The organism is Mesorhizobium sp. RCAM 06353 (assembly GCF_059683585.1).
This window is the reverse complement of sequence record NZ_CM185031.1, coordinates 5996515-6021549: the sequence shown is the minus strand read 5'-3', so window position 1 is coordinate 6021549 and position 25035 is coordinate 5996515. Positions and strand designations below refer to the sequence as shown.

Sequence of the window (25035 nt, the reverse complement as noted above, 5' to 3'; positions counted from 1 at the left end):
CGTTGCCCCATTCATCCCTTTCCATGACGAGCGATGGCGCAATTCTCAGCCGCCCCCTGCAGAAGGCCTCATGTCTGAGGTGTGGCCATGGCTTTCATCTCACCCCACTGAAGCCCGAAGATCGGGACGCCATGTACAGCGACGGATACGATCTCGGCCTGGTCGATCCGGCCGCCGATGCCGCGCGAGCAGAAGCCTATGCCACTTGCATAGACGAGTCTGCGGTCACGCTTCTCGGACGCACTCTTCGCCCTCGCAGCGTCGTTGAGTTCGGGGCGGGGACCGGTGCCCTGCTCGAAGAGCTTGCGCGGCGATGGCAATTGGGGGAAGCGCTGGGCTTCGAAGCGGCATCTCAACTGGTCGCCGCTGCTCGGCAACCGGATCAAGCACGGGCGACGATCCGGCAAGGCTATGCCGAGGAAGCCCTTGGCGAGATTGCCGGACGGTACGACCTCTGCCTCTCGGTGAACGTCCTTGAGCACGCCCTCAGCCCGGAAGTCTTCCTCTCCGTGTCCAGGCGGGCCCTCGCCGATGAAGGCACCGTGGTGGTGATCTGCCCGGATGGTGATGTTGCCGACACGGAGCTGTTGTTCCTCGATCATGTCTCGAGTTTCTCTCAGCTGTCCCTGCGGATGGTCGCGGCGGCAGCGGGATTGCACGTCATTGGAAGCGTCGCACTGCGTGGACAGCAAAAGGGCTTTCGATTGACCCTCCTGAATCCCGATTCGACCGCGCTGAAGGATCCCATGGACCTCCAATACCTGTCGCTGGCGCAGGCGCGATCGGATTTTCTGAAGGGCTGGTCGGAAATTGATGATGGCGCGTCAGAATGGCTGGACGACAAGCCCTACGCGATGTTTGGAGCCGGGGAGTTCCGAAATCTGCTGCGGACCTATGCCCCCCGGCTCGTCAAAGGGGCCGAAGCATTCCTGACGGACGAGCCGCTGGCGACCACTCTCGACGACCGCCCATGGCTGAGAGCCAACGAGTATGCTTCCGGGCACCCCCAGACTATCATCGTGGCCGCCGTGAATCCGCGAAGCTGGCCGGCGCTGGCCGGAAAGTTTCGGGGCTGCGGCATGCAGATCGTCCATCCCTACCTCTTCTCCAGCCGTCTCAAGGAGCAGCTGTGACCGAGATAGATCGTTACGGCGTCAAGGAAACCGCGGTCGTACGCGATGAGATCGATGTCCTGATCGAAGATCTCCGTCTCACCGGCCATACGTCGCTCGACGCAGGGCTGACCGGCGAGCAACTGGACGCGTTGTCCCGTGACTTTGACGCCGCTGAAGCGGAATACGCCGAACAAGCCGCGACTGCGGGCTACGAGCTTTCGACGATCGGCGAGCGCGACACGATCCGCGTCCTCCCCAAATACGCTCCAGCGTTCATGGCCATCGCCTTCAATGAGCGGCTGGCGCAGTTGCTCTCAAGGATGCTCGGCGGCTACTACATCCTCAATCAGGTCAATGGGCTGATCAATCGCGCCAACAACAGCAAGTACGGACAGGCGGCCTTCCATCGCGACATTCCCTACCAGCACTTCGTCAGTTCACGGCCGCTTGCCATAAATGCGCTGTTTGCGCTTGACGATTTCACCGCCGAAAATGGAGCCACCCGGGTCATACCCGCCAGCCATCATCGCGAGGATTTCCCCTCCGACGAGACGGTGCGCCGGCGTCAGCTTCAGATAGCCGTGCCGCGGGGGACATTCATCATTCTGGATTGCATGCTCTACCACGCCGGATCGATCAACCACACCGACAGAAACCGGCGCGCTGTGAACCACGTTTTCACCATCCCGATGCTGCGGCAGCAGCTTCATCTTCCGTCGGTCCTGTCCGATTTCCCGGGATTAAGCGCGGATCAGAAGAAGATACTCGGATTCGGTCTGGACGAGTATCGCTCGCTGGACGCGTGGTTCGGCGCGCGGGCGAAGAAGTAGATGCTGCGAAAGTGGCACGGCCCTGCTTCCGCTGCTACGGAACTGCCCGCTCGATGGTGACGGATTTGAACGCCGCCGCGCCGTTTCCGAGGGCCCAGACCCGAAACTCCATAACCGATGTGTGGTCGAGCGAGAAGAGCAGCTGTTGGGGGCCGTGACTTTCCGTCAAATCCTTCTGCGCTATAACTATTCCGCCCGGTGATACAGCCGCGTCAATGCGCAGCACGGCAGTCGGACTGCTGTTGGCTTCGACATCAAAGGTAAGGCGATACGTTCCCGGGGCGACGCTCACGTAGGGACCATAGTACAACGCGCCGTTCGCTTCCGGCGGCGCCACCAGCGCCTTCCCGTCGCCGCGCTCTTGCAGGGAGCCCACTTGTGTAAGCGCCTGGGCGTCGGCATGAAATGTTACCGGCTGCATGAACCGAACATCCCAGCCCGGCAGCTTCGCAGCAATGTTTTCTGCGAATACAAAGATGCCAAGATTGCCGAATTGAAGTTTCCGCGAAACGGGTAAGCCGAGTGCCGCCAGCCGCTTCCAGTCGATCTTGTTAGCTTCCTCCTGTGTCAGCAGAAGAAACGTCTCGCCCTTCCACGTATCGGCATTGTACCAACGGTCAGCAGACAGGAAGCGCATGGGCATCGGCAGGGCGCTGTCCAGGGCAATCTGCCGAACCAGGACATGTTCGTCGGACAACACGCTGACGGTGCCGGCGTTCCAATAGGTGGCGTAGCCATAGCTCAGCCCATTGTCTTGGAGGTAGCGCGCCAAGTTCGACAACTCGACGGCACGCGGCTTCTGCTGCCCCAGGCTCAGACGCGACAACGCATCCGACCTGACAAACGTCGGATAGGCACTTGTCAGCAATCCGGCAAGGACGACCGCGACGCTGAGGAACTCGATGGGTCTCTGTCGCAAGTCGAGAGGGGTAGCCAACGCCACGATGACCATCGTGACGAGCGCCGGTACCAGGTAACGGGAACTGCCGATCGGATCGGCAAGGTTGGGAATGGTCGTTGCCACTTGCAGAAGGCATACCGACAGAAGCGCCAACGATCCATAGATGGCGAGCGGTCTGACCTCGTCGTGCGGCCTCGCCGATGTCGCCACCGAGCGCACGATCAACGACACCAATAGAACTGCCACAATCAATCGCAGCGCGCCGTAAAGACCGACCACGGTCAGAAGCCCGCTGCCGCCGGGCGGAGACCCGCCGAAAACCGCCAGGACCTCCTTGCCCAGGACCAGGAGGTTGCCGACGATCGTCTCGTATGGCAGCCATTGGATGGAAGCCGCGTCGCGCGCGGCATTGTTTACATGTGCAAAGGTCACTCCATAAAGGATGGTCCCGCCAACGAACGCTGCACAGATCGAAGCGGCCGCGCCCACAAAGGAAGCTCTTCCCACACCTGCGGGATGCAGCCTGTGTATCGACCACAGCGCGGCGGCGATGAGCGGCATCCCTATGGTAACGATTGCTCGCTGAGGATTGCCCCAGAACTCGGCCGTAATCAGCGCACAGAGCAAAACGCTCCATATGACGACGTTCTTCGTCGATTTCTCTCTCATCAACCTGACGAGGCAGTATATCGAATACAGCGACATGTAGAGAATTGTGCCGTACGATGCCTGTCCGTAGAGATTTTCAGCCAGAACTCCGGATATTCCCGCCGCTACCGATGCCGTTATCAGCGTCCGCCGTGTCTTGCCGATCTGTGCCAGGCCGGCAGCCAGCCAGACGCTGTGCAGCACGAGTATGGATGTGACGAGGCCCGAGATCGCATGAACTGTAAAGCCGGCAGGAAGAAAAGCCAGGGCCGGTATAATAAAGAGATGGCCGAATACAACGACAATGTCGTTGTTTCCGTAATACCAATCCGGCGGGAAGAAATTGTGGCTTTGGACGATTTCTCGCGCCAAGAGCACTTTCATCGCGCTATCGGAGTGAAATATGGTTTTGTATTTCACGAAAACGTAAAATACGAGGAAGCAGAAATTGATCGCCAGAATTAATACAGCCGCAGGAAACCAATAGGACCTGGCTTTAGACAATCCCTCTGCTGGCAAATTCTGCTCAGCCGGGATTGTCCGGGACTGCTCCTGGATTGCCATGGTTCGGTAAGGCTCCCCCTAGAGCAGTTCAGCGTTCACGGAAACAGCGAGCCGCTCCAACTTGTTGTTTTGACGCAATTCCTGTGGGAAAACCGTTACACACTTTTCCTGGAATTGCTCTATGCCGTGCACGCGGTCCGAAACCAGGGCCGGGCACGACAACTGGTCTAGATGGACCGTTTGGCTTCGCCTTTGTCAACCTGAACTGGCCAATCGAAGCCGGTATCAACGGTTCATGGTCGACGGAGAGGCTGCCGGGAGAGCGCCCCGCGCCTGTGGCCGCCAGCTCAGCCCAAAATGGACAGCTGGCATGCTACAGTCCAAATGCGAAAGCGCTGGCCGATTCGAGCGAATGGAGAAGCAATCTGGACAACCGCGCCACCGGCATTGCCCTCATTGTTGCGGCTGTGCTTCTGCTCACCACGGCCCAGATCATCATCAAGTCTCGCCTGACCGAACATGGGACGGTGCCGTTCAGCTTTGAGCAGGGCTGGCCCTATTTGCTTGGTTTGCTCGCCGACTGGAAGGTTTGGGTAGGCGGCCTTGGCCTCGTCTTCTCGAGCGTTCTTTGGTACGCCGCGATCTCAAGAATTCCGCTATCGGTGGCCTTCCCGTTTGCAGCGCTGGCTTATCCTCTGGTCTTTGCCAGTTCGGTCCTGTTCCTGCACGAACGGTTCAGCTGGCAGTCCCTTGCCGGCAATGGCTTGATTGTCCTCGGTGTGGTGCTGGCGGCGACCCGATTGCCATAAGATACACACCGAAGCCGGCAGGAAATCCCTAAAGCTCACTTTGTCGGTGAGCGGATACGCGAAGCGCCGCCCTTGCCGCACCAGTCATGGACGCCTTGCCACCACCAGTCGGGATCCGCCGACAGGAAGGGTGAGGCCCGATGCGAGGATCAGGCTTTCGATCCCCATGACGGCCCGCAAAGAGGCATTTGTGGCCGGTCCAAGGCGCAATTCCCTGCCGACGTCGAACTCGGCGCTGTCGCTCTTGCGTTGCCGCGACAGGAACATCAGCGGCACCAGAAGCGACACGAAGGACGTGCTGTAGACGATCTCCAGTCCCACGCCCTCGATCTTTTCATGCAGTTCCCGCTTTTCATAGCGCCGGAAATGAAACGATTGCTTGTCGATGTCGCTCCAGAGCCATTTGTGTTGCGGCACGGAAATGACCACACCGCCTCCAGGCTTCACTGCGCGTTCTAGGTTCTCCAACGTATCGACATCTTCCGCGATGTGCTCGATCACGTCGAACGCTCCCACGACGTCGAATTCCGCGGCATAGGGCAATCGTCTTGCGTCCATCTGCGCAAAGCTTGCCGACGGCACGCGAGAGGCGGCAAAGGGCAATCCTGCAACGAAGATTTCGGTCCCGACAAGCCGGACGTCGGGAAAGGCGCGAGCGATGCCGCTCAGCACAAACCCAGTGCCGCAGCCGATCTCGAGGAATGACTGCAACTGCGGAAAGAACCGCCTCAGGGTGCGAACGATGATCGTATTGCGGGCCTCGAACCAGAAATTTCCGGCCTCGCGCTGAGCGAGTTCGGCAAAGAAGCTCTCGTGGAACCCGCCGCCTTCGGTTGCCATTTCGGGCGCCCAGGCAGTGAAGCCGTTCAGCCTGGCCGGAACGAAGCCGCAGGCCGGACAGCCTGCGTCCGGGGATGCATGGTGCAGACTGCAGCGCGGACAAACGATCATATGTCCGCTTGATCCCCGTTAGACGAGCACGGCCAGGCCGAAGCCGGTCTTCCCGTAGCCATTGCCGTTGTAGAGCATGTAGCGCTGCCCCCCATGATCGAACACAAATGGATACTCGATCATCTCACAATCCCAGCCTGACTTTGAACGCGCGATGCCCACGTCATGGTCCATCCGGGTCCAGTTCAGGCCATCGGCCGATTCGGCGTACCCGATGCGATAGCGGTCGCCGCGATAGGCATACCACATGCGCCACAGTGCGCCGTCTCGCTTAACCGCAGGGCGAGATATCGCATATTCCTGTTGGTTCGCGAAATCGATGGCAACCAGTCCGTCACGGCGCCAGTGGATGCCGTCGTCGGAGCTCGCATATTTGATGTGGTAGCGATGGATTGGTCCATTCGCCGATGGGCGCCAATCGACGCAGGACGTGTACCACATATGCCAGAGGCCGGCCTCATGCAGCACACAGCAGCTGCCGACAAAATGCGGCTCTGTCATCGAGCGATCAACCAGCGGACCCGCGGCGAACCGTGAAAACGAACCATCGGGCGGCGCCGTGGCGAGGCCGATGGCGTTGCGAAAGGGAACGGTGACGCCCAGATTCCAGCCGACATAGTAGAGATATCGCGTCGGACCCGCGACCGTGAGCCAGCTGGCCAGGGCGCCGCTGTCGTCAAATTCGCCGAGACTTCCCGGCACCAGGACAGGCGACCGGGCTACCTCGAGGATCCGCGCCGGCGACGACAAATCGACGATGACATAGCCGGTATGCGAGCGTTGCGATGCATCCCGAGAGCCGAAATAGATTTTGAACAGATCGCCCGAAACATGCTCGGCGATCGGCATGGTGGCGTGCGACCGCATCCAATCGATATCACCGGTCGGGCAGAACAGGCGGCCGAGCTTCTCCCATCGCACCGGGTCATATCCCTCTGAGCCGCGAACGCGGCACGGTCGACCGCTCGGTCATGGTTCCAGGATGGCGGCCCCGACCCCATCCCTCCCGTAACCATTGCCGTTGTAGAGCAGGAAACTGGCTTCCGCGGTGTGCAACAGGCTGGCATAGCAGACCATCTCGCAATCCCATCCGCTGGCGCTGGTGTCGAGCAGTGGCACCCTGTCGCGCTCCCAGTGTACCCCGTCGACGGATGTGGCGCGGTACACTCGGTAGGTTTCGCCCAAACGCCTTGCACAATAGAGCATTTCGTAGCCGGCATCGGTCCTCTGGACGACCGGTCGGGCGATGGCGTGCTCTCCCTCATGGAAGGGCAGGCAGATTTGCTCGTTGGTCGTCCAATTCATGCCGTCGCGGCTCGTCGCGTGCTTGACGGTGTAGTAGTGGATCGGAGCATTTTTCCCTTCCGGGTCGACCTCCCATCGCAGGCCCGACACGTACCACATACGGAAAGTGCCATCTTCGACAAGCACCCAGGGCGCGCCGGCAAGCAGAGGATCGTAGTGGTTGCGGCCGAGCACAGGCGCTTCGGACAGACGATCGAAATGCCGGCCTCCGTCGCGCGATTCCGCGATCCCGATTGCGAAGGTGAATGGCACCGTGCGGGTGAGCGACCAGCCGGTATAGTAGAGTAGCAAGCGACCTTCGTGATTGACGAGACAGCCGGGCATGGCGCCGGCGTCATCGAATGTCCCTGGCTGGCCAATATCGAGGGATGGACGCTCCGAGCGGGCGGTCTCGGTCAATCCGTCAGCGGTCGCGGTGACCTCGGCCCAGCCGCCTCGCGAGCGATTGCTGTCATCGCGGCTTGCAAAATGAATGCGGTATTTCTCGTTGCCCAGCCTCTGGGCAAAGGGGTTCTGGCAATGCGAACGCTCCCAGGGCGAGCCGCCCGGCCGGCATACCAATCCGGCGCGCTTGAAACGTAATTGCCTCATATCTTTCTCAGCCGCGAACTCGGCACTTTCGACCGCTCCGTGGCGTTGCCGAGATAGACGCCGTCCGGCGCCGCATCCGCCAGGATCAACGCTCCGGCGCCGATCACACACCTCTCGCCCACACGGATATGATCACGCAGCGTCGCGTTGACACCCAGGAAGCAAGCCTCGCCGATATCGACCCCGCCCGAGACCACGATATGCGAGGCAAGAAAGCAATGATCGGCAATGCGTGAATGGTGCCCGATGTGATTTCCGCTCCACAGCGTCACATTGTTGCCGATCGATGCGAAAGGCTGAATGACGTTGTGCTCGAGAATGAAGCAGTTTTCGCCGATTTTGCCGTCGTTGAGGACTGTTGCCCTGGAACTGATATAGCTGGCGAAATCATAGCCCAACGCCTTGAGCGCCAGGTATTTTTCGCGGCGGACCTCGTTCAATTTGCTGTAGCTGAGCGCCACGAACGCACTATGGCTGCTTGCCGGATAGTACCGGGTCAATGTCTCGAATGGCACGACAGGAAGGCCCGCCAGCCGGTCCTGGGTCAGGTATGCACTGTCCACGGTAAAGGCGGTTACGTCGTAAGAGGAATCGCGCGTGAAATAGTAGTGGGCGAGTTCAGCGATATCGCCTGCTCCGAATATGACGATGGGCCGCTTCATGACTTCCTGACCAGCATGGTGAATTCATAGAGACCATAATCGTGCACCAATGCCACGCGCTGCGCATATTTTTTCTTGCAGATGTCGAAAAGGTACCTTGGATCGGCATAGAACAGATCGGCTCTTCTCTTGTCCGGATCCGAATAGGAGGTAAGGCAATTGAAGGCGAAGCCGCGCCGGCTGGTGGCATGGAGGACATCCAGTGTCGACTCCAGATAAGCCGCCCATTCATCGTCCGGACGTGAGAGCTTGACGTTGAAGATACCGCTCGCAAAGCCGAAATCGGCAATCTGCGCCGGCACTGATCCGACAGCAAACTGCGCTTGGGAACGATCACCAAAAAGTGTGGCCGCTGCTTCGATCATCTCTGCAGCCACATCGCAGCCATAGTATCGTACGCCGGGAAAGCGATCGGTGAGGAACGGCAGCAAAGCACCGTAGCCGCACCCCAGGTCGTTGACCGTGAAGTCGCCCGGCAGGTCGATCAACGATGCCAATTGCCTGAAGCGAAGGATCTGGCCTTCTTCCGTATTCCAATCCACACCCTTGGGGCTGGGCCCGTGCGCCTGCACCTTGTCGCCATAGTAGCGGGCGACCTCAAGCAACATTGCCCCGCTTCTGTCCGTTGCAGGGGTGCCAATAGACGTCATGGGTAGAACCATCAGTGGGTTTTCGCTCACAGAATCGTGTATCCAAGTCTAAATGGGCGGTTCCGCGAATGATACCGGAATTGAATTTTGTTTCCCCCTTGACCAGGCAGCCGCTGACAGAGGCGTCGGACGGCTCCGCTTTGCTGGGCGGGCCGGACGAGCGCTATCCCCTGATCGACGGCATTCCGCAACTGCTCATCCGCTCCGGTTTGGCGCAGGCCTCTTCCGAGAGCCAGGCCTACTACCGCGAGCGGGCAAGCGAATATGATCGCGGCATCGAGGCACTATTTGCCACGCTGCTGGCGGACGAGGAACAGACGCGCAGGGACATGTTTGCTCAGCTAGAGCTTCGGCCGGATAGCAAGGTGCTTGAGATCGGTTGTGGGACCTGCCGAGACACCATCCATCTGCTCGATATGCCCATTGACGTATTTGCCGGCGATCTCTCACTCGAGATGCTGCTGACGGGCCAGGGTCGCCTGCATCGCGCCAAGAAGGACACTTCACGCCTGCAGTTGTTCTGCGCCGACGTGATGCACTTGCCTTTCGCCGACGGCTTCTTCGATGCGGCCTATCATTTCGGTGGCTTCAACCTGTTCCCTGACCGCAAAGAAGCTTTGGCGGAAATCACCCGCGTCGTGAAGCCGAACGGCCGGGTCTTGGTCGGCGACGAAGGAATCGCACCCTGGCTGGCGAACAGCGAGTTCGCCAGGGTCCTCGAGAACTCCAATCCCCTGTTTCGCCATCGTGCGCCGCTGGACTGCATCCCGATCGATGCGCGACACGTCGCCTGCCGGTGGATTCTCGGCGGGTCCTTCTATCTGATCAGCTTCGTGAAGGGCCAGGGAGAGCCACCGCTCGACCTCGACGTCACATTCCCCGGCCGACGAGGCGGATCACACCGGACCCGCTATTTCGGCAAACTGGAGGGCGTTTCCCCGCAATTGCGCGACCATGTGCTGGATGCGGCGGCGGCCGAGGGGATGTCGGTGGTCGACTGGCTGGAAAAAGCGCTTGGCAGAGCCGTTCAGAATGCCAAGCATGATGGCGTCGAAGACTAGCTAGTCGCGAACACGCTCCGACCCAAGGGATGATCGATCGACGGCATTGCCATCGGCCTGCCCCTCGATACCCATTGCTGCGCCGCGATGAATATCTCGAATTATCGTGTAGGGACGACGTTTAGTTTCGGACAATATATTGGCGATGTAGACACTGAGAAGACCAAGAACAAGCATCGTCATGCCGCCGAAGAACCAAATCGAAATGATTATGGATGTAAATCCGGTAACACCAATTCCATGGACAACATATCTCATAAGATAAAATCCCATCGTAAATACCGATAGAAGTGAAATCGTTAATCCAAAATATAATATCAGGTAAAGAATTTTTGTCGATGTCGTCATCAGATAACGGACCGCCATTTGAATGCGGCGACCGATCGAATACGTCGTTGGGGACAGGGCGTGCTTGATGACGATCTGTGAGTCTTGACGAAAACCGGTCAGCTGAAACAGATGAGCGATGATAAACTCATGATCCTGATGGCTGACGAGCGCGGCGACGTAAGCGCGAGTCATGAGCCGCGCGATCACCAGATTGCGCGGCAGATGGAAGTCGCTCAGCCAGTCATTGATTGTGAAGAATAGCGCGCCGGTCCATCTCTCAAAGGCGCCGCCACGGCGAGATTCCTGCACCCCATAGACCACATCGAGCTTGTGTTCCGACATCTGCTCCGCGAAGGTCAGCAGGCACTCGGGCTCTTCCTCGAGATCGCTGTCGATGAGGAAGACCCGATCGCCCTTGGCGTGGGCCAACCCGGTCATGATCGCCTTGTGGTGGCCGAAATTCCGCGACAGGTCGATGACGGTCACGTGCCGATCAACCGTGCTGCGCGCGACGGCGAGGTCGAGGCTGCCATCGGGGGAGCCATCATTGACGAGGATGATCTCGAATTCATCCCCGACCAGGCGACGCGCCACGGCAGAGACCCGGTCGCAAAACTCGGCGATATGGGACTCTGATTTGTAGAGCGTGCTGACGACGGAAAGCTTCATGAGGGGGAACCGGTCCGTTGCTGCGCCAGGCGTTTCCGCCCGACGTCTCATTTCAGCTATCGTTGCCCCAGGAAAAGCAGCAGCGTCAACCTGGCTTCCTTAATTCTACGCCCCCAGCGCCAAAATCGGATGTTCTCACGTCCAATTTCCCAAGTTGGCTTGCTCAAGCCGGCAATTAATGGAACTGTCCTGGTTGAAGTACAGGAGGTGCTTTCTTTCGGCGACACCAGTAGCGCCGTCTGGCGGGGGGATGACAGTGTCCGATTCTTTGAACAAGCCTTTGCGGACTGCAGGATCGCTGCCTGTTGCATTCAATCGCTTGCATTTGACCGGGCGGGAGATGCTCTACATCGCTGAGGCGCGGGTAGCCCAGCATATGTCCGGTGATGGGACTTTCACCAAACGCTGCCATGCCTGGATCGAGGAGCATGTCGGATGCGCAAAGGCGCTGCTGACCCACTCATGCACGGCGGCGCTGGAGATGTCGGCTCTCTTGCTGGATATTGTTCCCGGCGACGAAATCATCATGCCGTCCTACACATTCACATCGACGGCGAATGCGTTTGTGCTGCGCGGCGGCGTGCCGGTATTCGTCGACATAAGAGAGGACACCCTCAATCTCGACGAGCGCCTGATAGAGGCCGCGATAACCCCAAGGACACGGGCGATCGTGGTGGTCCGCTATGCCGGAGTGGGCTGCGAGATGGACACCATACTCGATATCGCGCACCGGCACGGGCTGAAGGTCGTCGAAGACGCTGCTCAGGGTGCGATGGCGCGCTACAAGGGGCGGCCGCTCGGCAGCATTGGCGATCTGGGGACGCTAAGCTTCCACGAGACCAAGAACCTGATTTCGGGTGAGGGCGGCGCGCTGCTGATCAATGCCCCAGAACTCAGCCAACGGGCTCAGATCATCCGTGAGAAGGGAACCGACCGCAGCCGGTTCTTCCGTGGCGAGGTCGACAAATACACCTGGCAGGACGTCGGCTCCTCCTATCTGCCCAGTGATTTGCTGGCGGCATTCCTGCTCGCCCAGCTCGAGGATGCGGAGTCGATCACCGCGGAGCGTTTGCGGGTATGGAACCGCTATCACGAGTTGCTGGCGCCGCTGGAGCAGGCCGGGCAGCTTCGCCGGCCAATCGTTCCGGCCGAGTGCGAACACAATGCGCATCTCTACTACGTGTTGCTGCCTGAAGGAGTGGACAGGCGTGGCGTGCTGGCCCGTCTGCGGGAAAATGGCATCGACGCCATTTTCCACTATGTTCCGCTGCACGAATCGCCGGCGGGCCGACGCTACTGCCGGACACACGGCGACCTGCGCGTCACCACCGGAGCCGCCGCGCGCCTGATCAGACTGCCGCTGTGGTATGGCCTCAGTCTCGCCGCCCAGGAGGGCGTGGCCGCGGTACTGAGCGCCGTTCACCGCTGAACAATCCGCAAGGACGTTGAGCTATTCCCAGGATTCTTGGTGAGTGAAGCTGCGGGCAGATGACGAAGCGGGTGGCCATTCTCCAGTCGAACTATATCCCCTGGAAGGGATATTTCGACCTCATCGCTTCGGTCGACGAGTTCATCCTCTACGACGACATGCAATATACCCGTCGCGATTGGCGCAATCGCAACAAGATCAAGACACCCGCCGGGGCCCAATGGCTGACCGTGCCTGTCCTGACCAAGGGAAAATACCTTCAGAAGATCCTGGAAACCGAGATAGACGGCGCCGACTGGGCTCAGTCGCACTGGCGGCAGCTGCAGCTAAACTATCGCCGGGCGAGCTGCTTTTCGGAAATAGCCGAATGGGTCGAGCCGCTCTATAGCCGCCACTACACGCACATATCGGAGCTGAACCGCTGCTTCATCTCGGCAATATGTGGGTATTTGGGGATCACAACGGCCATCACATCGTCCAGCGCGTACCAGCTCAACGGTGCCAAAACCGAGCGGTTGGCCGACATTTGTGCCCAGGCCGGAGGGACGGTCTACGTTTCCGGGCCGTCCGCGAAAGACTACATCGTGCCCAACGTCTTCGAGCTCAAGGGCATCGATCTCGAATGGTTCGACTACGAGGGCTATCCTGCCTATCCGCAGCTCTGGGAGGGATTCATACACCAGGTGTCGATCCTCGATCTGCTGTTCAATTGCGGCAAGCAGTCGGCTCAGTTCATGCGGTTCGTTGCCAAGCGGGCCTAGTCTGGTGTCCTGATGAGAAGTTCATTAAGTTATTGATTTAATACACAATCATGAACTGGCTGGGGCGCCAGGATTCGAACCTGGGAATGTCGGTACCAAAAACCGATGCCTTACCACTTGGCGACGCCCCAATTGCCGTCAGAGTCGCTTGTGCGGCGCGTTATTAGCAGAGCAGCCGAAAAGCACAATGCTTTATGAGCGAGGGCAAGAACGCCCAAATCGAGCAATCCACAATGCCACCGGATCCTGTCCGAGCGGGCTATTCACCCCAGACAGCCAGCTCGTTCCCGGCCGGATCGACGAAGTGGAAGCGCCGGCCGCCGGGGAACGGGAAGATCGGCTTGACGATCGTGCCGCCGGCGCTTTCGACGGCGCCAAGGGTTTCCTCGAGGTTGTCGCTATAGAGCACCGGCAGGGGCTTGGTCGCTGCTTCCGTGACATCGGCCTGAAAACCGCCATCCAGGCCTTCGGCAAAGGCCGAATAGGTTGGCCCATAATCGGTGAACGACCAGGCAAAGGCGGAACTGTAGAAAGCCTTCAGCCGGTCCAGCGTGCCGCCGGTCGCCGGCATTTCCAGATAGTCGAGTTTTCCAGTCAGTTTCATGGGGCACCTCTATGTTCCCTTTATGTTCTAGTCGTCGAACCGTGAGGTGGCAAGTCTTTTTGCCGCATGTCCGGGCGAGGCTTTTTCTTAATCGATTGTAGCCGCAGGAGGGCTTTGCCGGCGCTTGCCTTTCGCACTGCAGCATCATATCGGTCCAAAGTCGGAGCAGGGCGGAACTTTCCGTTTCGCCAATCTTTCCAATCTCCTGCAACCGGAGAGCAAAGCATGACCAAATGGGTTTTCACCTTTGGCGATGGTGCGGCGGAGGGCCGTGCCAGCGACAGGAATCTGCTGGGCGGCAAGGGCGCCAACCTGGCTGAGATGTGCAGCCTGGGCCTGCCGGTGCCGCCGGGCTTCACCATCACCACCGAGGTCTGCAACGCCTATTACGCCAATGGCCGTGCCTATCCGGCGGGGTTGGAAGCCGATGTCGCGGTCGCGCTCGATCAGATCGGCCGGCTGACCGGCCGCCGGTTCGGCGATCCGTCGAAGCTGCTGCTTGTGTCGGTGCGCTCCGGGGCCCGCGCCTCGATGCCGGGCATGATGGACACCGTGCTCAATCTCGGCCTGAACGATGAGACCGTCGAGGCGCTGGCCGCCGATTCCGGCGACGCCCGCTTTGCCTATGACAGCTATCGCCGCTTCATCCAGATGTATTCCGATGTCGTCATGGGCCTCGATCACGAGGTGTTCGAGGAGATCCTGGAAGATCAGAAGGGCGGGCTCGGCCATGAGCTCGACACCGAGCTGACGGCCATCGAATGGCAGGGTGTCATCGCGCTCTACAAGGCCAAGGTCGAGGAAGAGTTGGGCCGGCCGTTCCCGCAGGATCCGCATGAACAGCTCTGGGGCGCCATCGGTGCGGTGTTTTCGAGCTGGATGAACAACCGCGCCATCACCTACCGGCGTCTGCACGACATCCCCGAAAGCTGGGGCACGGCGGTCAACGTCCAGGCCATGGTGTTCGGCAATATGGGCGAGACCTCGGCCACCGGCGTCGCCTTCACCCGCAACCCGTCGACCGGCGAAAAGCAGCTCTATGGCGAATTCCTGGTCAACGCGCAGGGTGAGGATGTCGTCGCCGGCATCCGCACGCCGCAGAACATCACCGAGGCCGCCCGCATCGCCGCCGGCTCCGACAAGCCTTCGCTGCAGAAGCTGATGCCGGACGCCTTCCAGTCCTTCGTCACCATCTCCGACAGCCTGGAAAAGCACTACCGCGACATGCAGGACCTCGAATTCACCATCGAGCGCGGCAAATTGTGGATGCTGCAGACCCGGTCCGGCAAGCGCACCGCCAAGGCGGCGTTGAAGATTGCGGTCGAAATGGCAAGGGACGGCCTGATCACGAAGGAGGAAGCCGTCGCGCGCATCGACCCCGCCTCGCTCGACCAGTTGCTGCACCCGACCATCGACCCGAAGGCCGCGCGCGACGTCATCGGCGTCGGCCTGCCGGCGTCGCCCGGCGCCGCCACCGGCGAGATCGTCTTCTCCTCCGGCGATGCCGAGGATCTGAGGACGCAAGGCCGCAAGGCGATCCTGGTGCGCATCGAAACCAGCCCCGAGGACATTCACGGCATGCATGCGGCCGAGGGCATCCTGACCACGCGCGGCGGCATGACCAGCCATGCTGCCGTCGTCGCGCGCGGCATGGGCAAACCTTGCGTGTCTGGCGCCGGCTCGCTGCGCGTCGACTACAAGGCCGGCACGCTCCTCTCGATGGGACAGACGTTCCGCAAGGGCGACATCATCACCATCGATGGCAGCAATGGCCAGGTGTTGAAGGGCGCCGTATCGATGCTGCAGCCTGAGCTATCAGGCGACTTCGCCGCCATCATGGAATGGGCTGACGCCGTGCGCCGCATGAAAGTGCGCACCAACGCCGAAACGCCGCTCGACGCCCGCATGGCCCGTTCTTTCGGCGCCGAAGGCATCGGTCTCTGCCGCACCGAGCACATGTTCTTCGACGGTGAGCGCATCGTCGCCATGCGCGAGATGATCCTGGCCGACACCGAGAAGGAGCGGCGCGCCGCCCTTGCCAAGCTTCTGCCCATGCAGCGCTCGGATTTCCTGGAATTGTTCGAGATCATGGCCGGACTGCCGGTGACGATCCGCCTGCTCGATCCGCCGCTGCACGAATTCCTGCCCAAGACCGAAGCCGAAATCGCCGAGGTCGCGGCCGTCATGAATGTGTCGCCCGACAAGCTCAGGCAGCGCACCGAGGCCCTGCACGAATTCAACCCGATGCTCGGCCATCGCGGCTGCCGGCTGGCCGTCTCCTATCCCGAGATCGCCGAGATGCAGGCACGCGCCATTTTCGAGGCCGCCGTCGAGGCCGGCAAGAAGGCCGGCGCGCTGGTCGTGCCCGAGATCATGGTGCCGCTGGTCGGCCTGGTGAAGGAACTCGATTATGTGAAGGCGCGCATCGATGCGGTCGCCAAGAGCGTCATGGACGAGACCGGCGTCAAGATCGACTACCTGACCGGAACCATGATTGAGCTGCCTCGCGCGGCCATCCGTGCCCATGTCATCGCCGAATCGGCCGAGTTCTTCTCCTTCGGCACCAACGATCTTACCCAGACCACCTTTGGCATCTCACGCGACGATGCGGCCTCGTTCCTGGAGACCTACCGCCAGAAGGGCATCATCGAGCAGGACCCATTCGTCTCGCTCGACATCGACGGCGTCGGCGAACTGGTGCGCATGGCGGCGCAAAAGGGCAGGGCGACCCGGCCCGACATCAAGCTCGGCATCTGCGGCGAACATGGCGGCGACCCCGCATCGATCCGTTTCTGCGAGGAGGTCGGTCTCGACTATGTGTCGTGCTCGCCATATCGCGTGCCGATCGCCAGGCTGGCGGCCGCGCAAGCCGCGGTGCTGGTCGCGAAGGCAGGCAAAGGTTAGGATCTTAGGCCTCGCTGAAATTTACCGTTTTGTATGAAAACTCACGCGAACGTGCTGAAGGCATTGCGTAATCTCGACATTGTTGCTGCCCAATTTGCGGAGGTCCCGCAAATTGTCCCCGGAAGCACATGTTGCAGATCTCACCCGCGCCGTTCCGCTCGATCCTGATCATTCAAACGAAGTTCATCGGCGATATTGTTCTTGGCTCGACGCTCGCCAGGAACCTGCAACTCGAATTCCCGGGCGCCAGGATCGTGTTCCTTTGCGAAGCGCACTTCGAGAGTTTCGTGGTGGCGCATGGCATCGCTTCGGAGGTGGTTCCGTTCAGGCGGTCCCGCATGCGGGGCACCCCGCTGGAGCGTGGGAAAGAGCTCTATGCCATGGTGCGGGCGCTGCGCCGCTTCCACTTCGACCTGACGATCGACCTGACCGATTCCAAGACCTCGCGCCTCGTCAGCGGGCTCGTCAATGCGAAGACACGCGTCGGCTACAATCCGCCCGAGAGGCCCCTGAAACTGCTGGAGCGGCAGCCCGCCAATCTGTTTGCAAAACCACAGGGATTTGGCGGCCAGCATTTTGTCTACCGCTATCTGTCGCCCCTTGAAGCGCTTGGCATCGATCTGCGTGTGACGGTACCCAGCATTCAGCCGCTGCCGTCAGAGACCATGAAAGCCCTGGCGCTCCTGAGCAAGCACCGTCTCCACCCAAACGGCTTCGTCGCCGTGCATGCGGGTGCGAGCTTCAAAGGCCGGCAATGGCAGCCGGAACGATTTGCCGAGGCCATCGATGAGATTGCAACCGACACCGGATTGGGTGTTGCCCTGGTGGGAGGTCCGGACGAACGCGAGATCGCCAGGCGGATCATCGCCAGGACGGCGACGCCGGTCGTCGACCTTGTCGGGTCATTGTCGCTCGAGACCTTGCTGGCTGTTTTGAAACAGGCGCGGCTGTTTCTTGGCAATGAGAGCGGCCCGATGCATATGGCCGCCGCCGCGGGCACGCCGGTTGTCGGGCTTTTCGGCCTGACGCATCCGTCACGCTGGGGGCCCGTCGGCGTGCCCAGCATCGCGCTTCGTCCGCCGATGCCGTGCGACTGCGTGGCCAGGGACCTATGCCGCCCGAAGGACCCCAGCAAGGCGTGCTGTGTCTGGCGGCTTGAGGTGAAACCTGTCGTCGATGCGGCGCGCGAGCTCCTGGCGCGCACCGAGATGAAGCGGGAACGCGCTGTCTGAACGGTGATCGAATGTCGAAGGCTGTCGAATGGCCCAGTGCACCAGTGCGCGGTCAAATTGCCGCGCCGGGCATTTTTCTGCTATCCATCGTCCCGATTTCCGCCTTCATGCGGGTCTTGGGATACCGGCTTGAAATCGGTAGAGCAATTCCAGGAAAAGGGTGAAGCGGTTTTCCGTCCGGAATTGCTCCAAAATAAGGAGTTGGAGCGGGTCGCCGTTTCCGCGAAACGGCGAACTGCTCCAATCGGGAATTTGGTTTGATGCGTCTGCTGCAAAAACATCTCTGCTTGATCGCCATGTCGTTGGTGGTAGCATCCAGCGCCCATGCCGCGCCGCTGGTCGAGCCCACGCTGCACATCAAGCCCGCGGCAAGTGGGGCCGGCCGCGTAGCGCTGACGCTCGATGCCTGCGGCGGACAGACCGACACACGCATTCTCTCGGCGCTGGTGGAAAACAAGATCCCGGCCACCATTTTCGTCACCGGCATCTGGCTGAAGCGCAACGCCGCGGCGGTCGAGATCATGCGGGCGCATCCTGACCTGTTCGAACTGGAAAATCACGGCGGGCGCCATATTCCGGCGGTCGACACGCCGCAAAAAATCTATGGCATCCGCAGCGCCGGCAGCCCGGAGGCTGTGCTGGCCGAGGTCGAGTCGGGGGCCGCGGCGCTTGCCAGGACCGGCGAGCCGGCGCCGAAATGGTTCCGCGGCGCAACCGCCGAGTACAGCCCCTCGGCGATCGCGATGATCCGCAAGCTCGGCTTCAAGATTGCCGGCTTCTCGATCAATGGCGATGGCGGCTCGCTGCTGGGCGCCAGGGAGACCGCGAGGCGCATCGCCGCGGCCAAGGACGGAGACGTCATCATCTCACACATCAACCAGCCGACCCATGCCGCCGGCGAGGGTGTGGTACAGGGCCTGCTGGCGCTCAAGGAAAAAGGCATGACCTTCGTGCGCCTCGACGACGCCGATGGGACAGGCAATCACGGCACCACCGATTGAGGGTGCTGTCTTCAAGCCAAAGCCTTTAGCCCGGCGTAGCTTCGATCGTCACCTTGCTGGCGTAGAACGCACCGTGGTCGCGGATTTCGGTCATTTCGTCGAAAGGCCGCTCGTAAGCCCACATCGCATTCTGACCGGTTTCGCCGGCAGGCAGCACGCTCCAATAGCTGGCATCTCCCTTGTAGGGGCAATGGGTCGAATGCTCGGTGGCGCTCAGCCTGTCGAAATCGACGTCGGGAACGGAATGTAGAAAGCGGCGGGATAGGGGGCTTCGGTCAGCATCTTGGCATTGGTGGATGATGCGATAACCGTATCGCCGGCGCGCACCGTGACGGTGCCGACATAGGGCTCGATGGTGATGATCTTGTCGGGATTGCGCTGGAAGCCGGGTGCCGGATTGGCGATCTTGTCCATGCTGTTCTCCTTGCCTGGCTCCTTAAAGTGTGGCGGACACAGCTGTTGCGCAAGGGGGTTCGCATCACGAATACGAGCGCCAGTCGCCGAGGGCGTGGCACTAGCGTGCTTTCGCGTGTCAGCCGAGGCTCAGGCGGCGGTTTTGAATGCGTCCATCAGTCCGGCATAGGCGGCCGCGATGCCCGCCACCGGGTTGCTGCTTCTCGAAACGGTTTCGACTTTCAGCGAGCCGCCGCCGGTCGGCAAGGTGAGCAACAGGAATTGGCGATTGCCGCCGGCGCCGACGGAGGCGGCCGCGACGTGCTGGCCTTCCCCTTCATTCTTGACGCACATCTTGAACAGCAGCGTGCCGCCGACCGCTTCGAGCGCGCCGCCGACAACTTCAACAAATTCGTCTTCGGAAACCGTCTTTTCGTCCGGCACCAGATCGGCCAGACTTTCGGCAAGTGTGCTCTCAAGGGCCTTGTCGTCGAGCTGCGCGTCCATGCGAACCTCTTTCAGTCGCCAATCGCCCCTTGCCCGTTAACGAACCTTAACGCCGACGATGGCCGGATTGTGGCGGATTTCCCGGTCATTTCGCGGAGTAGGATACTGCCGCCCTTGTGGTGGCTTTGACCCTGCTGCCATCGCGTTGGCACGAGTGCCCAGCAATCCGAATTCCAAAACATGCCAGAATTCAACCGCTTGCCGTTGCGGCAGGGACTTTGAAATTCGTGTCCCGCGCAAGCGGATGACTGGACAATCCGCCGGTTCGCTTCACAATGAACCAAAGCTACGACGCAAAATGCGCGAGGGAGGAGGAACCAGATGCTGGGGCTGATGCAGGAATGGCCGCTGCTGTGCCACAAGCTTATCGACAACGCTGAACGGCAGCATGGGGTGCGCGAGATCGTGTCGCGCTCGATCGAGGGACCGATCGTGCGCACCACCTACGCCGACATCCATCGTCGTTCTCTCAAGGTCGCCCAGCGGCTGGAGGGCGACGGCTATGGGTTGGGCGACCGCATCGCCACGCTGGCCTGGAACACGGCGCGCCATATCGAGGCCTGGTACGGCATCATGGGCGTCGGCGCCATCTATCACACGCTCAATCCGCGCCTGTTTCCCGAGCAGATCGTCTGGATCATGAACCATGCCGAGGACAAGGCCGTCTTCGTCGACCTCACCTTCATACCGTTGCTCGAAAAGATCGCCGTTGCCGTCAAATCGCTGAAAAAGGTGATCGTGCTGACCGACAAGGCGCACATGCCGCAAACCACCTTGCCCAATGCCGTCGCCTATGAGGACTGGCTTGACGAGGCCGATGGTGATTTCGCCTGGAAGACCTTCGACGAAGGCACCGCCGCCGGCATGTGCTACACGTCGGGCACGACAGGCGATCCCAAGGGCGTCGTCTACAGCCATCGCTCGAATGTGCTGCACGCCATGATCGCCGCCATGCCGGACGCGATGGGCCTGTCGTCACGCGACACGATCCTGCCGGTGGTGCCGATGTTCCACGCCAATGCCTGGGGCCTTGGCCAGAGCGGCCCGATGATCGGTGCCAAGCTGGTCATGCCCGGCTGCAAGATGGACGGCGCCTCCATCTATGAGCTGCTCGACACCGAGAAGGTGACCTTCAGTGCCGCCGTGCCGACCGTATGGATGATGCTGCTGCAATATCTGGAGGAGACCGGCAAGAAGCTTCCCTATCTGAACAGGGTCGTGATCGGCGGCTCGTCCTGCCCGCGCGCGATCATGACGAAATTCCAGGACAATTACGACGTTCAGGTCATCCATGCCTGGGGCATGACCGAAATGTCGCCGCTCGGCACGCTGTGCACCTTGAAGCCCGAATATGACGATCTCCAGGGCGAGGCCCGCCTCGATGTCAAGCAAAAGCAGGGCTACCCGCCCTTCGGCGTCGAAATGAAGGTGACCGACGACGAGAACAATGCGCAGCCCTGGGACGGCAAGACCTTTGGCCGCCTGAAGGTGCGCGGCCCGGCCGTCGCTCGTGCGTACTATGGTGGCGTCGGCGCGGAGCAGTTCGATGAGGACGGCTGGTTCGATACCGGAGACGTCGCTCACATCGATGCCGGCGGCTACATGCAGATCACCGATCGGGCCAAGGACGTCATCAAGTCCGGCGGCGAATGGATTTCGACCATCGATCTTGAGAATCTGGCCGTCGGCCACCCGGACGTGGCGGAAGCGGCGGCCATCGGCGTCCATCATTCGAAATGGGGCGAGCGGCCCTTGCTGGTCGTCGTTGCCAAGCCGGGCAAAGAGCCAACCAAGGCTGATATTCTCGACTTCATGAACGGCAAGGTGGCCAAGTGGTGGATGCCCGACGATGTCGCCTTCGTCGGCGAAATACCGCATACCGCCACCGGCAAGATCCAGAAGATCACCTTGCGCCAGCAGTTCAGGGATTATCGCTTGCCGACGGATTGACGGGATGTTGCGTGTTTCGGCTTCAAGCCGCCGCGAAAAGGCACTAAACCTCCGTCCGGGTTGGGGCAGCGCAGAGAACAATGGTTAGCATTCCCGAACGGCAAACGTCGAAGGCCGCCGGCTGGTCGCGGCGCACGGCCGCGTTTTCAGCGGTGCTTTTGCTGACCGACTTCGTCGGCCATCGCTTCGATCTCGTCGAAACGCCGGTGTTCCTGTGGGTGCTGGGCATTGTCGCGCTGCTGGCGGCGCTGGCGCTGCTGTTTGCCGCCTTTGCCTTTTCGAGGCTGTGGAAATTTGGTGATCGCGGTGGCCGCGACCTCACCGTCGGCGCCTTGCTGGCACTGCTGGTGCTGGTCCCCTATGGCGTTACCGCCTACTGGGCGACGATCTATCCGCCGCTCAGGGACATCTCGACCGATTTTGAAGATCCGCCCGCGCTCGACGTCAGCGACCGGACAAAGGACATGAACGTGCTTGTCCCATCCACACCAGGCGAACAGCGGTTGCAGACCGACAGCTATCCGCTGGTCACCGCGCGCAGCTACGACCTGCCCTTCGAGACCATCGTCAACGCCGTCGAAACCGTGCTCGATCGGCGCAGCTGGGAGCTTTCCGAACCCTATCCCGACCTTGCCGGGCAAAGCGACGTCACCATTACCGCTGTCGCCAAGGGCTTCGTGCTCGGCCTTCCCTCCGATGTCGCGATCCGCGTGACGGACGATGGCGATACGGTGATCGTCGACATGCGGTCGGCTTCGCGTTACGGCCGCTACGACCTTGGCGACAATGCCGCGCGCGTCACCGATTTCCTGGCGGAACTCGATCAGGAAGTCGCCGGCCAGGTCGGGGCGGCGCCTGCCGAGTGAAGTCCATAACATCTTGCGGCCAGGCGGATTTGCGCCGTGCCGCACAAATGTGGCTTCAGTCTGCGAGCGGACTATTCGGCCGGCTCGAACCTGCCTTGCAGCAAGATCGTCGCGACGGGACCAAGCGGATTGGCGATCCGGCTCTCGAGGACCTCGATAAGTTTGTGCCCGACGTCTGCCATGTCCACGGAATGAACGTCGATGTTCGCCGGCAGGAAACGCGCCAGACGCGTATTGTCACGGGTGACGATGTGAACGTCGCGGCCCGGCACCAGACCCCGTCTGCCGAGAGCGTGCAACGCGCCCAGAAGGCCCAGTTCGTTGGCGCATGCCAGTCCTGTCGGAGGATCTGACGACGCCAGCAGGCGATCGAACCAGGCCGCGCTCGATTCCATTGTGAACGTGCCGTCACTGATCAGCGATTGGTCGATCGCGATACCGGCCTCGGCCATCGCCCTTCTATAGCCGGCGAGACGCGTGGCGCTCGCCTGATCCTTCTGCACGAGAAGTTGTAGAGCAATGCGTCGACAGCCCTTGTCCATGAGCCGCCGGGTCGCCTCATAGGCGATCTGTTCATTGTCGATATCGACATAGGGATAGGCGATGTCCAGGTCGGTTCTTCCAAACGCGACGAACGGTATGCCCTGATCCAGCAGCAGCTTGACGCGCGGATCGCCCGAGACCATGCGCGTGATGATCAGACCGTCCGCGCTGCGCGCCTGAAGCAGGCGCTGCACGCTTTCGACGGGATCGTCGTCGGGCGTGGTGGAATAGATGGACAGACTATAGCCCGCTTGCCGCGCCGCCAGCGTCAGTCCTTCGATCAAAGGAAGCTTCGCCAGATCCGACAGGTAGTCGCGTGTTTCCATCGGCAGCACCGCCGTCAGCGTCAGGGTCTGTCCGGTTTTCAGCGCGCGGCCGTGATGGTTCGGGACATAGCCGACCCGCTTCGCCACCTCCTTGACGCGCGCCACGGTCGAGGCATGCACCTCCGGCCCGTCCTTCAACGCGCGTGATACCGTGGTCACCGAAAGGGAAAGTTCCGCCGCGATCTGTTTTAGATTGGCCATGTCGCCCGACTTCATTTGCGAAAGCGCCGGCTGATTTGCTTGGCATCGTAACGTTACCGGATTCGACCCGGGGGTCAAATCCAGGCTCGCCGAAACTGACCGAGTCCGCCTGAAAGCAGCTTGACTCTTAGGCGTTTCGCGGTAATCGTAACGTTACGATTTCAAAAAAAGCCCACATAAGGCGATATTTCGACGAATCCTGGAGGAGAACACATGTCCCGGTTACTACGCATTTCGTTGGCGGCGATCGCAGTCTCGGCTGCCGTGCCCGTCTATGCCCAATCAGTCACCATCACGACCGCGGGCGGCGATTATGGCAACGCCATGAAGGAGGCGATGTGGGCCCCCGCCGCAAAGGAACTTGGCTATGATGTTCGCGAGGAGACGCAGAGCGATGGCCTGGCCGCTTTGAAGATGCAGGTCACCGCGGGTGCGGTCACCACCGACATCATCCACCTCGGCTCGCCGGAAGGCGCGCAGGCGGCCGCCCAGTCGCTGCTGGAGCCGCTTGACTACAAGATCATCGATCCCAACTCCGTGCCGGCCGGCGCAAAGTCCGACTACTGCTATCCGTTCGACTCCTATGGCACCGTCATGTCGTGGAGTACCAAGACCTATGGCGAGAATCCGCCAAAGACCTGGGCGGAGTTCTGGGATGTTGCCAAATTCCCGGGCCGTCGCGCGCTGCGCGCCAATGCGCAGGACCTGATCGAGATCGCGCTTCTCTCCGACGGCGTGGCGCCGCCGGACGTCTATCCCACGCTCAGCACGCCCGAGGGCCTGGCGCGCGCCATCAAGCGGCTTGAAGCGATCAAACCGAATGTCTCCGTGTGGTGGACCTCCGGAGCGCAGTCGGCGCAATTGCTGAAGGACGGCGAGGCGGATCTGGTCGTTACCTGGAATGGGCGAGCCCAGACGGTGAAGGCGGATGGCGGCTCGGTTGACTACACATTCAAAGGTTCCGTCATCGGCACGGACTGCCTTGGGGTGCCGAAGGGAGCGCCGAACAAGGAAGCGGCCATGAAGCTCATCGCGGCGATGACGCAGCCCGCACGGGTGGCGAAGCTGACCGACTTCATCGCCTATGGTCCGGTCAATCCTGCCGGCTATGAGGGTGGTCTTATCCCCAAAGATCGCCTGAAAACCTTGGCGACGGCACCTGAAAACGCCGGCACCTCGGTGTTTTCGAACGCCGACTGGTGGGTCAAGAACGGCGAGGCCGCTCAAAAAGCCTTCGATGAAATGATGAGTCGCTGAGCCTATGGTGCGTCAGCTCTAGACGTTCGAGCCCA

22 protein-coding genes, 1 tRNA gene and 1 pseudogene are annotated in these 25035 nt (G+C 60.8%); 12 read left to right on the top strand and 12 right to left on the bottom strand.

Annotated elements, in window-relative coordinates:
* Positions 1 to 131: 131 nt before the first annotated feature.
* Positions 132 to 1133 (top strand): class I SAM-dependent methyltransferase, encoded by a 1002-nt coding sequence (locus AC56QX_RS29265; protein ID WP_497111989.1) that lies wholly within the window; start codon positions 132 to 134, stop codon positions 1131 to 1133.
* On the top strand, positions 1130 to 1945 hold the full coding sequence (locus AC56QX_RS29260) for a phytanoyl-CoA dioxygenase family protein (RefSeq protein WP_497111987.1): 816 nt from the start codon (positions 1130 to 1132) through the stop codon (positions 1943 to 1945). The genes AC56QX_RS29265 and AC56QX_RS29260 overlap by 4 nt, the downstream gene beginning before the upstream one ends.
* A 34-nt stretch (positions 1946 to 1979) precedes the next feature.
* Here the strand turns inward: AC56QX_RS29260 and AC56QX_RS29255 are convergent, their stop codons facing one another.
* Positions 1980 to 4058 (bottom strand): hypothetical protein, encoded by a 2079-nt coding sequence (locus AC56QX_RS29255; RefSeq protein ID WP_497111986.1) that lies wholly within the window; start codon positions 4056 to 4058, stop codon positions 1980 to 1982.
* A gap of 275 nt (positions 4059 to 4333) precedes the next feature.
* Between AC56QX_RS29255 and AC56QX_RS29250 the strand changes: the two genes are divergently transcribed.
* A complete protein-coding gene (locus AC56QX_RS29250; protein WP_497111984.1) occupies positions 4334 to 4807 on the top strand; it encodes a DMT family transporter in 474 nt (157 codons plus the stop codon).
* Between the two features lie 84 nt (positions 4808 to 4891).
* Here the strand turns inward: AC56QX_RS29250 and AC56QX_RS29245 are convergent, their stop codons facing one another.
* The 5 genes from AC56QX_RS29245 to AC56QX_RS29225 all read right to left on the bottom strand — a co-directional run bounded on the left by AC56QX_RS29245 (position 4892) and on the right by AC56QX_RS29225 (position 8924).
* Entirely contained in the window at positions 4892 to 5647 is a 756-nt protein-coding gene (locus tag AC56QX_RS29245; RefSeq protein ID WP_497111983.1) for a class I SAM-dependent methyltransferase, read from the bottom strand.
* Positions 5648 to 5776: 129 nt separating this feature from the next.
* Positions 5777 to 6679 (bottom strand): glycoside hydrolase family protein, encoded by a 903-nt coding sequence (locus AC56QX_RS29240; protein ID WP_497111982.1) that lies wholly within the window; start codon positions 6677 to 6679, stop codon positions 5777 to 5779.
* 48 nt (positions 6680 to 6727) lie between these two features.
* Complete coding sequence (locus AC56QX_RS29235; protein ID WP_497111981.1) at positions 6728 to 7654, bottom strand: glycoside hydrolase family protein; 927 nt, start codon at positions 7652 to 7654, stop codon at positions 6728 to 6730.
* On the bottom strand, positions 7651 to 8316 hold the full coding sequence (locus tag AC56QX_RS29230) for an acetyltransferase (RefSeq protein WP_497111980.1): 666 nt from the start codon (positions 8314 to 8316) through the stop codon (positions 7651 to 7653). The genes AC56QX_RS29235 and AC56QX_RS29230 overlap by 4 nt, the downstream gene beginning before the upstream one ends.
* Entirely contained in the window at positions 8313 to 8924 is a 612-nt protein-coding gene (locus AC56QX_RS29225; RefSeq protein WP_497111978.1) for a class I SAM-dependent methyltransferase, read from the bottom strand. Before AC56QX_RS29225 ends, AC56QX_RS29230 begins: the two co-directional genes overlap by 4 nt.
* Positions 8925 to 9046: 122 nt before the next feature.
* Here AC56QX_RS29225 and AC56QX_RS29220 point away from each other — a divergent pair, with 122 nt between their 5' ends.
* The gene (locus AC56QX_RS29220) at positions 9047 to 10027 is read left to right on the top strand and encodes a class I SAM-dependent methyltransferase (RefSeq protein ID WP_497111976.1); all 981 of its coding nucleotides are present in this window, start codon (positions 9047 to 9049) and stop codon (positions 10025 to 10027) included.
* Here the strand turns inward: AC56QX_RS29220 and AC56QX_RS29215 are convergent, their stop codons facing one another.
* Complete coding sequence (locus AC56QX_RS29215) at positions 10028 to 11026, bottom strand: glycosyltransferase family 2 protein (protein ID WP_497111975.1); 999 nt, start codon at positions 11024 to 11026, stop codon at positions 10028 to 10030.
* 340 nt (positions 11027 to 11366) lie between these two features.
* Here AC56QX_RS29215 and rffA point away from each other — a divergent pair, with 340 nt between their 5' ends.
* Entirely contained in the window at positions 11367 to 12455 is a 1089-nt protein-coding gene (gene rffA, locus AC56QX_RS29210) for a dTDP-4-amino-4,6-dideoxygalactose transaminase (protein ID WP_497117954.1), read from the top strand.
* A 59-nt stretch (positions 12456 to 12514) separates the two neighbouring features.
* Complete coding sequence (locus tag AC56QX_RS29205) at positions 12515 to 13216, top strand: WbqC family protein (RefSeq protein ID WP_497111974.1); 702 nt, start codon at positions 12515 to 12517, stop codon at positions 13214 to 13216.
* A gap of 56 nt (positions 13217 to 13272) precedes the next feature.
* Here the strand turns inward: AC56QX_RS29205 and AC56QX_RS29200 are convergent.
* Both AC56QX_RS29200 and AC56QX_RS29195 read right to left on the bottom strand, forming a co-directional pair.
* Positions 13273 to 13347: transfer RNA gene (locus AC56QX_RS29200), tRNA-Gln, on the bottom strand.
* Between the two features lie 128 nt (positions 13348 to 13475).
* Positions 13476 to 13820: a VOC family protein gene (locus tag AC56QX_RS29195; RefSeq protein WP_497111973.1), complete on the bottom strand. Its 345-nt coding sequence runs from the start codon at positions 13818 to 13820 to the stop codon at positions 13476 to 13478.
* A 225-nt stretch (positions 13821 to 14045) separates the two neighbouring features.
* Between AC56QX_RS29195 and ppdK the strand changes: the two genes are divergently transcribed.
* The 3 genes from ppdK (at position 14046) to AC56QX_RS29180 (ending at position 18957) form a co-directional block, all read left to right on the top strand.
* Positions 14046 to 16724: a pyruvate, phosphate dikinase gene (gene ppdK / locus AC56QX_RS29190; protein WP_497111972.1), complete on the top strand. Its 2679-nt coding sequence runs from the start codon at positions 14046 to 14048 to the stop codon at positions 16722 to 16724.
* Between the two features lie 128 nt (positions 16725 to 16852).
* Positions 16853 to 17956 (top strand): glycosyltransferase family 9 protein, encoded by a 1104-nt coding sequence (locus AC56QX_RS29185; RefSeq protein WP_497111971.1) that lies wholly within the window; start codon positions 16853 to 16855, stop codon positions 17954 to 17956.
* 260 nt (positions 17957 to 18216) lie between these two features.
* Positions 18217 to 18957, top strand: coding sequence for a polysaccharide deacetylase family protein (locus tag AC56QX_RS29180; RefSeq protein ID WP_497111970.1), 741 nt, complete (start codon positions 18217 to 18219; stop codon positions 18955 to 18957).
* A 25-nt stretch (positions 18958 to 18982) separates the two neighbouring features.
* Here AC56QX_RS29180 and AC56QX_RS29175 read toward each other — a convergent pair.
* Both AC56QX_RS29175 and AC56QX_RS29170 read right to left on the bottom strand, forming a co-directional pair.
* Positions 18983 to 19371, bottom strand: a pseudogene (locus tag AC56QX_RS29175) (DUF427 domain-containing protein).
* 129 nt (positions 19372 to 19500) lie between these two features.
* Positions 19501 to 19857, bottom strand: coding sequence for a hypothetical protein (locus AC56QX_RS29170; RefSeq protein ID WP_064989949.1), 357 nt, complete (start codon positions 19855 to 19857; stop codon positions 19501 to 19503).
* A gap of 321 nt (positions 19858 to 20178) precedes the next feature.
* On the opposite strand from AC56QX_RS29170, the gene AC56QX_RS29165 reads away from it, so the two are divergent.
* Positions 20179 to 21807 (top strand): fatty-acid--CoA ligase, encoded by a 1629-nt coding sequence (locus AC56QX_RS29165; protein ID WP_497111969.1) that lies wholly within the window; start codon positions 20179 to 20181, stop codon positions 21805 to 21807.
* 80 nt (positions 21808 to 21887) lie between these two features.
* A complete protein-coding gene (locus tag AC56QX_RS29160) occupies positions 21888 to 22673 on the top strand; it encodes a DUF1499 domain-containing protein (protein ID WP_497111968.1) in 786 nt (261 codons plus the stop codon).
* 71 nt (positions 22674 to 22744) lie between these two features.
* On the opposite strand, the gene AC56QX_RS29155 is transcribed toward AC56QX_RS29160, so the two are convergent.
* Entirely contained in the window at positions 22745 to 23758 is a 1014-nt protein-coding gene (locus AC56QX_RS29155) for a LacI family DNA-binding transcriptional regulator (RefSeq protein WP_497111967.1), read from the bottom strand.
* A gap of 198 nt (positions 23759 to 23956) precedes the next feature.
* Here AC56QX_RS29155 and AC56QX_RS29150 point away from each other — a divergent pair, with 198 nt between their 5' ends.
* Entirely contained in the window at positions 23957 to 25000 is a 1044-nt protein-coding gene (locus tag AC56QX_RS29150; RefSeq protein WP_497111966.1) for an ABC transporter substrate-binding protein, read from the top strand.
* The last annotated feature ends 35 nt before the right edge of the window (positions 25001 to 25035 follow it).

Coding starts and splice junctions, on each gene's coding strand:
- AC56QX_RS29265 (WP_497111989.1), top strand. CDS start 132: ATGTACAGCGACGGATACGATCTCGGCCTGGTCGATCCGGCCGCCGAT.
- AC56QX_RS29255 (WP_497111986.1), bottom strand. CDS start 4,058: ATGGCAATCCAGGAGCAGTCCCGGACAATCCCGGCTGAGCAGAATTTG.
- AC56QX_RS29245 (WP_497111983.1), bottom strand. CDS start 5,647: ATGGCAACCGAAGGCGGCGGGTTCCACGAGAGCTTCTTTGCCGAACTC.
- AC56QX_RS29235 (WP_497111981.1), bottom strand. CDS start 7,654: ATGAGGCAATTACGTTTCAAGCGCGCCGGATTGGTATGCCGGCCGGGC.
- AC56QX_RS29230 (WP_497111980.1), bottom strand. CDS start 8,316: ATGAAGCGGCCCATCGTCATATTCGGAGCAGGCGATATCGCTGAACTC.
- AC56QX_RS29225 (WP_497111978.1), bottom strand. CDS start 8,924: ATGTTGCTTGAGGTCGCCCGCTACTATGGCGACAAGGTGCAGGCGCAC.
- AC56QX_RS29215 (WP_497111975.1), bottom strand. CDS start 11,026: ATGAAGCTTTCCGTCGTCAGCACGCTCTACAAATCAGAGTCCCATATC.
- rffA (WP_497117954.1), top strand. CDS start 11,367: ATGCTCTACATCGCTGAGGCGCGGGTAGCCCAGCATATGTCCGGTGAT.
- AC56QX_RS29205 (WP_497111974.1), top strand. CDS start 12,515: ATGACGAAGCGGGTGGCCATTCTCCAGTCGAACTATATCCCCTGGAAG.
- AC56QX_RS29195 (WP_497111973.1), bottom strand. CDS start 13,820: ATGAAACTGACTGGAAAACTCGACTATCTGGAAATGCCGGCGACCGGC.
- ppdK (WP_497111972.1), top strand. CDS start 14,046: ATGACCAAATGGGTTTTCACCTTTGGCGATGGTGCGGCGGAGGGCCGT.
- AC56QX_RS29185 (WP_497111971.1), top strand. CDS start 16,853: ATGTTGCAGATCTCACCCGCGCCGTTCCGCTCGATCCTGATCATTCAA.
- AC56QX_RS29180 (WP_497111970.1), top strand. CDS start 18,217: ATGCGTCTGCTGCAAAAACATCTCTGCTTGATCGCCATGTCGTTGGTG.
- AC56QX_RS29170 (WP_064989949.1), bottom strand. CDS start 19,857: ATGGACGCGCAGCTCGACGACAAGGCCCTTGAGAGCACACTTGCCGAA.
- AC56QX_RS29165 (WP_497111969.1), top strand. CDS start 20,179: ATGCTGGGGCTGATGCAGGAATGGCCGCTGCTGTGCCACAAGCTTATC.
- AC56QX_RS29160 (WP_497111968.1), top strand. CDS start 21,888: ATGGTTAGCATTCCCGAACGGCAAACGTCGAAGGCCGCCGGCTGGTCG.
- AC56QX_RS29155 (WP_497111967.1), bottom strand. CDS start 23,758: ATGAAGTCGGGCGACATGGCCAATCTAAAACAGATCGCGGCGGAACTT.
- AC56QX_RS29150 (WP_497111966.1), top strand. CDS start 23,957: ATGTCCCGGTTACTACGCATTTCGTTGGCGGCGATCGCAGTCTCGGCT.